The organism is Dietzia sp. UBA5065 (assembly GCA_002415925.1).
In the GTDB taxonomy this organism is placed as follows: Bacteria; Actinomycetota; Actinomycetes; order Mycobacteriales; family Mycobacteriaceae; genus Dietzia.
In genome coordinates, this window is the sequence record DIAZ01000177.1 from 924 (window position 1) to 9296 (window position 8373).

Below are 8373 nucleotides of genomic sequence, written 5' to 3' on the forward strand. Positions count from 1 at the left end.
ATCGGCGTCCACCACGCCGGGATGCTCCCCAAGTACCGGCGCCTGGTCGAGCGGCTCGCCCAGGACGGGCTCCTCACGGTCATCTGCGGCACGGACACACTCGGCGTGGGCATCAACGTCCCCATCCGGACGGTGCTGTTCACCGGTCTCACCAAATTCGACGGCCGCCGCCAGCGCGTCCTCAAGTCCCGGGAGTTCCACCAGATCGCCGGCCGCGCCGGGCGTGCCGGGTTCGACACCGAGGGACTGGTGGTGGTGCTGGCCCCCGAGCACGAGGTCGAGAACTCCAAGGCCGCCGCCAAGGTGGCCGCCAACCCCAAGAAGAAGGGCAGGCCCGCCAAGAAGAAGCCCCCGGAGGGCTTCGTCAACTGGTCGCAGGCCACGTTCGACAAGCTCGTCGGGGCGCAGCCCGAACAGCTCACCAGCCGTTTCGAGGTGAGCAACGGCATGCTTCTCAACGTGATCTCGCGCCCCGGGAGCTGCTACGCACACATGCGCCACCTCCTGTTGTCCTCCCACGAGACCCGAGCACGGACCCGACATCACGTCCTTCGGTCGATCGAGCTCTTCCGAGGCCTCGAGACCGCCGGCATCGTCGAGCGGGTCGCGGAGCCCGATTCCGACGGGCGACACGTCCGCCTCACCGTCGACCTCCAGCGGGACTTCGCGCTCAACCAGCCGCTCGCGCCGTTCGCCATCGCGACGATGGAGATCCTCGACCCCGACTCCCCCACCCCGGCGCTGGATCTCGTGTCGGTGATCGAGGCCGTCCTCGACGACCCGAGGCCGATCCTCTACGCCCAACAGCGGGCGGCGCGCGGCGAGGCCATCGGCGCCCTCAAGGCCGATGGGGTGGAGTACTCCGAGCGGATGGAGATCGTCGAGGAGATCTCGTGGCCCAAGCCGCTCGCGGACCTCATCGCCGACGCCTACGACGCGTACCGGGCCGGGCACCCGTGGGTCGCCGGGCTCGAGCCCTCGCCCAAGTCGGTGATCCGGGAGATGGTCGAGCGGGGCATGACGTTCTCCGACCTGGTGTCGGCATACGGTCTCGGCCGTTCCGAGGGGTCGGTCCTGCGTTACCTCACCGACGCCTACCGGGCGCTCCGCCAGACCGTCCCGGCGGACCTGAGGACCGAGGAGTTCGACGACCTCGTGGAGTGGCTGGGGGAACTGGTGCGCCAGGTCGACTCGAGCCTGTTGGACGAGTGGGAACTCCTCACCGACCCCGACGTCTCCCCGGAGCAGGTGGCCGAGCTCGCCTTCGGCCAGTCCTCCGGGGCGACCCGTCCCGTCACCGCCAACCGGCGGGCATTCCGGGTGATGGTCCGCAACGCCATGTTCCGGCGGGTGGAGCTGTTGTCGAGGGACGACATCGACCGGCTGGTCGAACTCGACTCGGACGTGCCCCAGCACCCCGACTGGGACGCGGAGATCGACGCCTACTGGGACGAGTATGACGAGATAGGAGCAGGGCCGCAGGCCCGCGGGCCGGCGCTGTTCTCGGTCACGGAATCGGGTGACGGGCTCGAGCCCGGGACGTGGCGCGTCCGACAGGTCATCGACGACCCCGAGGGCGATCACGGCTGGGCGATCGAGGGCGTGGTGGACCTGGGCGCCAGCGACGAGGCCGGCGAGGTCCGGTTCGCCTCACTGGCCCTGTCCGGCTGATCCCGCCCGGAGCCTGGAACCAGGCGACCGGAAGGGTGACCGTACGATGACCATCGACCATCGACCCGACACCTGGAGGACGACTGTGACCCCCCGCATCCTGTACACGAGGCTCGCGCTGGCGGAGGTGATCACCTGGACCCTGCTGATCCTGGGGATGATCGGCAAGTACGCGTTCGGGCTCGACTGGGCGACGATGGTCGGCGGCAGCATCCACGGGTTCGTGTTCCTCTGTTACTCCGCGACCACGCTCGCGGTGTGGACCGACAAGCGGTGGTCCCCCGCGACCGGCGTGCTCGGGCTGGCCTCCGCCGTCATCCCCTACGCCACGGTCCCCTTCGAGCGGTCGGTCGAGCACCGGGGCCTCCTCGAGGGCCCCTGGCGCCTCGGCCCCGGGGGGGATCAGCCCCGCTCGCTACCCGAGCGGGCCCTGGCGTTCGCCCTCCGATCCCCTGTGGTGGCCCTGCTCGTGGCGCTGGTCGTGATCGCCGTCGTGTTCTCTCTGCTGCTGATGGCCGGGAAGCCCACGGAATGGTTCTCGTGAGTCTGCCCCGCGAGCCGGGTCGTCGCGAGCTGAACAAGGCCGACAAGCAACGCCGGATCCGGGACGCCGCGCGGGACCTGTTCTCCCGCCGCGGGTACTCCTCCATCACCACCCAGGAGGTGGCCGACCTGGCGGAGGTGGGAACGGGAACGCTGTTCCGCTACGCCACGTCCAAGGGCGAACTCCTGTGCATGGTGGCCAACGAGCAACTTCGCGCGATGGTCGACACCGTGCCCGACACCGGCGACCCGGTGGAGGATCTCGTCACACTCTGCGACCCACTGTTCGTCGCGCTCGAGACCCAGCCCGAGAACATCGCCGCCTACCACCGTGAGACCCTGTTCGGTGAGCCGGGTCCGCACCGCGAGGAGGCGCAGCGGATCTTCCGGGACTTGCGCGGGAGCATCGGGGAGATACTCGCGCGGCACTCCGCGGGCGCACCCGGATCCGACCTCGAGGGCCCGGCCCAGACCGTCTTCGACGTCCTGTACATGGGAATCGTGCGGTCGGGAACCGACCGGACGCCGGGTCGCGACCACCGAGCCGACCTTCGACTCCACGTCCGACGGGTGCTCCACGGAGCACTTCCCACCTCCCCCGCGCACACCCCCGACAGCCCCTGAAAGTGGCGGATTCATCACCCCACCGCACCACCCCCCATCACGCCGGGCGACACTGTCGTCATGACCGACCTCCAGGCCACCGCCACCCGCCCGATCAAAGACGCCTCCACCGTGATGGTGGTCCGTGACGCCGACCAGGGACCGGAGGTGTTCGTCGCGCGCCGCGTCCGCGGCATGGCGTTCGCCGGCGGGATGACCGTGTTCCCCGGTGGCGGTGTGGACGCCGCCGACGACGATCCGGACGTCGCCTGGACGGGTCCCGCCCCGGAGTGGTGGGCCGGCCGGTTCGATTGCGATGTCCCGCGGGCCCGCCGCCTGGTGTGTGCGGCGGCGAGGGAGACCTTCGAGGAGTGCGGCGTGCTGCTGGCGGACCACCTCGACGGCTCACCCGTCTCGGACGCCGGCCGGTACCATTCGAGCCGCGCCGACCTCGAAGAGCACCGGCTGACCTTCAGCCGGTTCCTCGCCGACGAGGATCTCTCCCTCGCCGCGGGTCGGCTCCGCCCCTTCGACCACTGGATCACCCCGGCCGTGGAGCCCCGGCGGTACGACACCCGGTTCTTCCTCGCCGCCCTCCCCGAGGGGCAGGAGCCGGACGACCTGACGACCGAGGTCGACCTCACCATGTGGGCCCGCCCGATCGACCTGCTCGAGGATTTCCGTTCGGGACGCTCCATGCTCCTGCCCCCCACGTGGACCCAACTCCGCCTCCTGTCCGAGTTCTCCGACGTCGACTCCGCCCTCGCGTGCGAGCGCGAGATCTCGCCGATCGAACCGGAGATCATCGACGGCGGCGCGGACGGGATCCGGGTGGGCTTCGACGGCTCCGACGAGTACTGGTCGGATTACCAGGCGGGACACGCGCGGACCGGGGACTGATCCCCCGGGAACTCACATCGCGAACCCCGCACGGACGCTGCGGCGCGGTGGTTGACTGCACCCCATGCCGGATTTCGAGTTCGACGTCGACGCGTCGATCGCTGCCGGGTGGGAACGCTTCGCCGCCCGCCTGGCCGACCTCCTGCGTGACCTGGTTCCCGGGGCGACCTTCGACCTGGCCGTGCCGGTCCTCGGAGCACCGTCCACCCGCGCCCCCTACATCCGCTTCACCGCGGCCGGAGACGAGCGGATCCACCTCGAGGTCTCCGGCGGTGGGTCGGAGGATCTCCCCGTCCCGTTGCGCCGGGGCCAGCTCGAGCAGCTGACCTCGCTGGGCTGGGCGGACGGGAGTCCGGAGGCGATCCCGGGGAGCGCTCCCAGCCCGTCCGTCACCCTCCCCGTGTCGCGCGCCTCGGAGGCCGCGCACCTCGTGGCGGGGACCATGGAGCGGGTCTTCGGGATCCCCCACCCCGTGTTCCTCCACGATGTGGCGGGCCCCGACCACACCGACCACGGCGAGGCTGCACGCCCTGTCCAGCAGGACGCGGATTTCCAGCCGCTGCCCATCACCGATCCCGATGAGGCGACACGCGCCGTGGGCGCGGCTCTCGCCGAGGTGTACCAGCGTCGTGTCCAGGCCGACGAGCATGACGTGTTCACCGTCCCCGCCGGATGTGTCGTGCTCTTTGTCAGGGCGCACCGCTCCCTCCCGCTGATCGTCTTCCGGAGCCCGCTCGTCTCGTCGGTGGAGGATGTGTCGGCCGCCGAGACCGAGGTGGCGATCCTCAACCGGGATTCGTTGTGGTGCCGGTATGTGTTCGACGGCAAGACCATCTCCGCCGAGTCCGAGTTCGTCGACCGGGTGTTCGTGCCCGTCAACTTCAAAATCCAGCTCGCCGAGATCTCCGCGGAACTCGACGACATCTACTCGGACCTCGCCCGACGGGTGGCGGGCAAGAGGTGGCGTGACCTGCGCGCCGCCGAGGAGGACCACACGGACGGACAGTAGGATCAGGATCTGCCGGGACGCGCCCGGCCCACGACATCTCCCCAGGAGCGCCACATGCGTCGCGCCGCCCTCGCTGCCGTCCTCGCGGCCGCGGCCGTGTTCACGACCGCCTGCTCGCCGTCGATCTTCGGCGACGACGACACCCGCGGCGTCCCCGCGCCCACAGGCAGCCCCGCCGGACCCCTGCCGTCGTCGCAGCAGTTCGACCGTCCCTTCCCCGTGGCCGGCGACCAGTGGGACGCCACCGTGACCCTGTCCAACCTGCGGATAGTCCCGTCGTCCGGGTACACGGACTCGATCGTGGTGGTGGATGTCCGCGCGGTGCAGGCGTCCGGTCAACCGGTGCTCGGGCCGGCGGACTTCACCGCGTTCGACCCCTCGGGCCGACCCTTCGAGCGGCTGGAGAACCCGACCGGGACGGTGGAGGATCCGCTGGTCCAGTCGGTGATGAGCTTCCCCGGCGAGGAGATCCGCGGAATGGTCGCGTGGAAGATGCCCCGGGGTGAGCGGATCGGTCGAATCGATCTCGTCACACCGAGGACCATCGGCTCGGTCACCGTCACCCGCCAGCCGGTCGACCCGATGGCCTCGTGACCTCGCCCTCGAGATAGACCCAGCGCCCGCCCCGGCGCTCGAAGGTCGATCGTTCGCGAATGGACGACGGCCCGTCGGGACCGCGGAAGGCGGCCTCGAACTCCACCGCGCCGGTGGCGTCGTCCACTCCTCCGGACACCACGTCGAGGATGGTGAGACCGGTCCAGTCGACGTCGTCCACCTCGACCGTGGAGGGCCTGGTCCGCGGGTGCCACGTCCGCCAGAGGTGTTCCTCGCTGCCGAGGACGAAGGCCGTGTACCTCGAGCGCATGAGTTGCTCGGCCGTCGCCGCCGGGACGCCGTCGGCCACGAGTGGCCCGCAGCACGTGGCGAACCCGGTTCCACTGCCACACGGGCACTCGGTCATGTCCGGCTCCGTCCTGGTCGGGGTCCACACAGGCTACCGGCCGTCACCTCCACTCACGGAGCGTGCCGGCGCGGACTATCCTGGGCCCCGACATGTCGAGTTTCCTGCGTTCCCTCTCCCGCCGACAGGCCGATTCCGGCATCGCACCGCTCCGCGTGCGGTCCTGCCGTGACCTGTGCGAGTGGACCCGAACCCCGGTCCAGCGCCGTGGGGAGCAGATGTTCGCGTGCCGCGGATGCGGGTCGCAGTGGGTTCCGAGTGAGCACTGGACCCCGCGCGACGCCAGCGGCGCGATCCCCCCCGCGGTGCTGGAGATCGTCAAGGGCGAGGACTGAGCCCGCGCCGGACGCCCCGGTGCCTCTATATGCTGGGCGGATGACCAGCACCCCTCAGCCTGTCCCCTCCGCAGTCGGTTCCGCGACGGTCGACGCGGTCCTGCGTCGCTCCGCGGCGCGATACCCCGACCGAACCGCTCTGACCTTCGACGACCGTCGGTGGACCTATGCGGCGCTCGACTCCGCGGTCGACCGGGTGGCCGCGATGCTCCTCGGCCTCGGCCTCGACGCCGGCACCCGGGTCGCGGCGTACGGCGTCAACTCGGACGCTTACCTCATCGCCTTCCTCGCCACCTCCCGGGCCGGGTTCACCCACGTTCCGGTGAACTACGCCCTCACCGGGGGCGAGCTCGAGTACCTGCTGGCGGACTCCGGCGCCACCCTCGTCCTGGTCGACCCCGCCCAGGCGCCCACCCTGGACAAGGTCCTCGCGACCATGCCCCGGCTGCGGTCTCTCGCACTGCTCCCCGGCTCCGGTGAGCCCGCCGGGGGGACGATCCTGGGCTCCGCGCTCGACCAGACCCCGCCCGCGCCCGTGGACTCCCCCTCGACCGGCGGTGACCTGGCCCAGCTCCTCTACACCTCGGGGACGACCTCGCGCCCCAAGGGCGCGATGATGACGCATGCCGCGCTGGTCCACGAGTACGTGAGCTGCATCCTCACCCTGGACCTCACCGCCGACGACGAGCCGCTGGTGACCATGCCGCTCTATCATTCCGCCGCGATGCACGTCTTTGCACTGCCCTACCTGTCCCTGGGCGCGACGGTGCACCTCATGGCGGCTCCCGACGTCCCGGAGATCCTCCGCAGGGTCGAGGCGGACAAGATCGGGTCCCTCTTCCTGGCCCCCACGGTGTGGGTCCCGTTGGCCTCCCACCCGGACCTCGACACGCGCGATCTCTCGAGCCTGAGGAAGGCGCAGTACGGCGCGTCGATCATGCCGGTGACGGTCCTGCAGCGACTGCGTGGCAAGTACCCCGATCTGGGCTTCTACAACTGCTTCGGCCAGTCCGAGATCGGCCCTCTCGCCTGTGTCCTGCGCCCCGAGGAGCACGACGCCCGTCCGGCCAGCGCCGGTCGGTCCGTGTTCTTCGTCGAGGCCCGCGTTGTCGACGAGAGCGGCGCCGACGTCGCGGACGGCGAACGGGGCGAGATCGTCTACCGCTCTCCCCAGCTGTGCGCGGGTTACTGGAACAAGCCCGAGGCCACGGCCGAGGCGTTCCGGGACGGGTGGTTCCACTCGGGTGACCTGGTGATCCGTGACGCCGAGGGGTTCATCGAGGTGGTCGACCGCATCAAGGACGTGATCAACACCGGCGGCGTCCTCGTGGCGTCCCGTGAGGTCGAGGACGCGGTCTACCAGGACGTGCGCGTCGCGGAGGTCGCCGTGATCGGCACCCCGGACGAGAAGTGGATCGAGGCCGTCACGGCGATCGTCGTCCTCAAGGAGGGCGCCGACGTGACGGAGGAGGAGATCATCAGCGGCACGCGGGCCCACCTCGCGCCGTTCAAGGTGCCCAAGCGAGTCGTGTTCGTGGACGAACTGCCGAGGAACCAGTCCGGCAAGCTCCTCAAGCGCGAACTTCGCCAGGGCTGACGCCCCCGGCGCAGCGCGGCGTCCCACCCAGCGGTCACGGCGGCCAACGGGTGGGACGCGGCCTGTCCCGGCGGCGAGGCGTGCCCTACCCTTGCGCCAAGTGACGTCGCTCACACCCGGGCGGCGCGTGTGCGGCACGGGAGGTCGACATGGGCAAGCTCGAGGGAAGGGTCGCGTTCATCACCGGCGCGGCGAAGGGCCAGGGTCGGAGCCACGCGCTCCGGCTCGCCGCCGAGGGCGCGGACATCATCGGGGTGGACATCTCCACACAGGTGGCCACGTGCCCCTATCCGACCGCCACCGCTGAGGATCTCGCGGAGACCGCGCGTCAGGTCGAGGCCCTCGGGCGCCGGTTCGTCGGCGCGGAGGCGGATGTCCGTGACCTCGACGCCCTCGGTGCCGCGGTGGACAAGGGCGTGGCCGAGCTGGGCAGGTTGGACATCGTGTGCGCGAACGCCGGGATCGCCAGCTTCGCCCCCGGCGCCGACATGTCCGAGGAGATGTGGGAGGAGATGGTGGGGATCAACCTCTCGGGGGTATGGCGCACGTGCCGGGTCGCCATACCCCACCTCATCGCCTCCGGAGGCGGATCGATCGTCATGACCAGCTCACTCGCGGGCCTCAAGGGACTGGCGGGTATCGCCCACTACGCCTCCGCCAAGCACGGCATGCTCGGCCTGATGAAGGTGCTGGCGGTGGAATACGGCGGGCAGGGGATCAGGGTCAACGCGGTGCACCCGACCAACGTCGACAC

The 8373-nt window shown here is 70.4% G+C and carries 10 protein-coding genes; 9 read left to right on the top strand and 1 reads right to left on the bottom strand.

Features of this window, described 5'->3' with window-relative positions; translation table 11 throughout:
- The 6 genes from B4M60_RS14525 to B4M60_RS14550 all read left to right on the top strand — a co-directional run.
- The coding region (locus tag B4M60_RS14525; protein ID WP_291085610.1) for a DUF3516 domain-containing protein at positions 1-1671 on the top strand (1671 nt) is incomplete at its 5' end.
- 85 nt (positions 1672-1756) lie between these two features.
- Positions 1757-2215, top strand: a complete 459-nt coding sequence (locus B4M60_RS14530; RefSeq protein ID WP_291085613.1) for a DUF3817 domain-containing protein — start codon at positions 1757-1759, stop codon at positions 2213-2215.
- Positions 2203-2838 carry a TetR/AcrR family transcriptional regulator gene (locus B4M60_RS14535; RefSeq protein WP_414646816.1) on the top strand — a complete coding sequence of 212 codons (636 nt, stop codon included), beginning with the start codon at positions 2203-2205 and terminating at the stop codon, positions 2836-2838. Before B4M60_RS14530 ends, B4M60_RS14535 begins: the two co-directional genes overlap by 13 nt.
- A 60-nt stretch (positions 2839-2898) precedes the next feature.
- Positions 2899-3717 (top strand): NUDIX hydrolase, encoded by an 819-nt coding sequence (locus tag B4M60_RS14540; protein WP_291085619.1) that lies wholly within the window; start codon positions 2899-2901, stop codon positions 3715-3717.
- A gap of 64 nt (positions 3718-3781) precedes the next feature.
- Positions 3782-4726 carry a TY-Chap domain-containing protein gene (locus tag B4M60_RS14545; RefSeq protein ID WP_291085622.1) on the top strand — a complete coding sequence of 315 codons (945 nt, stop codon included), beginning with the start codon at positions 3782-3784 and terminating at the stop codon, positions 4724-4726.
- A gap of 54 nt (positions 4727-4780) precedes the next feature.
- The gene (locus tag B4M60_RS14550; protein ID WP_291085625.1) at positions 4781-5320 is read left to right on the top strand and encodes a hypothetical protein; all 540 of its coding nucleotides are present in this window, start codon (positions 4781-4783) and stop codon (positions 5318-5320) included.
- On the opposite strand, the gene B4M60_RS14555 is transcribed toward B4M60_RS14550, so the two are convergent.
- Complete coding sequence (locus B4M60_RS14555) at positions 5286-5687, bottom strand: YchJ family protein (RefSeq protein WP_291085628.1); 402 nt, start codon at positions 5685-5687, stop codon at positions 5286-5288. The two genes, B4M60_RS14550 and B4M60_RS14555, sit on opposite strands and share 35 nt — an antisense overlap.
- Before the next feature lie 92 nt (positions 5688-5779).
- Here B4M60_RS14555 and B4M60_RS14560 point away from each other — a divergent pair, with 92 nt between their 5' ends.
- The 3 genes from B4M60_RS14560 to B4M60_RS14570 form a co-directional block, all read left to right on the top strand.
- A complete protein-coding gene (locus B4M60_RS14560) occupies positions 5780-6022 on the top strand; it encodes a hypothetical protein (protein WP_291085631.1) in 243 nt (80 codons plus the stop codon).
- Between the two features lie 40 nt (positions 6023-6062).
- Complete coding sequence (locus B4M60_RS14565) at positions 6063-7619, top strand: fatty acyl-CoA synthetase (RefSeq protein ID WP_291085634.1); 1557 nt, start codon at positions 6063-6065, stop codon at positions 7617-7619.
- Positions 7620-7768: 149 nt separating this feature from the next.
- Positions 7769-8373 (top strand): mycofactocin-coupled SDR family oxidoreductase (locus B4M60_RS14570; protein ID WP_291085637.1); only part of this gene is annotated, 605 nt, incomplete at its 3' end.

Bases quoted from the DNA above. Each gene is read 5' to 3' on its own strand.
- B4M60_RS14555 (WP_291085628.1), bottom strand. From the start codon at position 5,687: ATGACCGAGTGCCCGTGTGGCAGTGGAACCGGGTTCGCCACGTGCTGC.
- B4M60_RS14535 (WP_414646816.1), top strand. From the start codon at position 2,203: ATGGTTCTCGTGAGTCTGCCCCGCGAGCCGGGTCGTCGCGAGCTGAAC.
- B4M60_RS14545 (WP_291085622.1), top strand. From the start codon at position 3,782: ATGCCGGATTTCGAGTTCGACGTCGACGCGTCGATCGCTGCCGGGTGG.
- B4M60_RS14565 (WP_291085634.1), top strand. From the start codon at position 6,063: ATGACCAGCACCCCTCAGCCTGTCCCCTCCGCAGTCGGTTCCGCGACG.
- B4M60_RS14540 (WP_291085619.1), top strand. From the start codon at position 2,899: ATGACCGACCTCCAGGCCACCGCCACCCGCCCGATCAAAGACGCCTCC.
- B4M60_RS14560 (WP_291085631.1), top strand. From the start codon at position 5,780: ATGTCGAGTTTCCTGCGTTCCCTCTCCCGCCGACAGGCCGATTCCGGC.
- B4M60_RS14550 (WP_291085625.1), top strand. From the start codon at position 4,781: ATGCGTCGCGCCGCCCTCGCTGCCGTCCTCGCGGCCGCGGCCGTGTTC.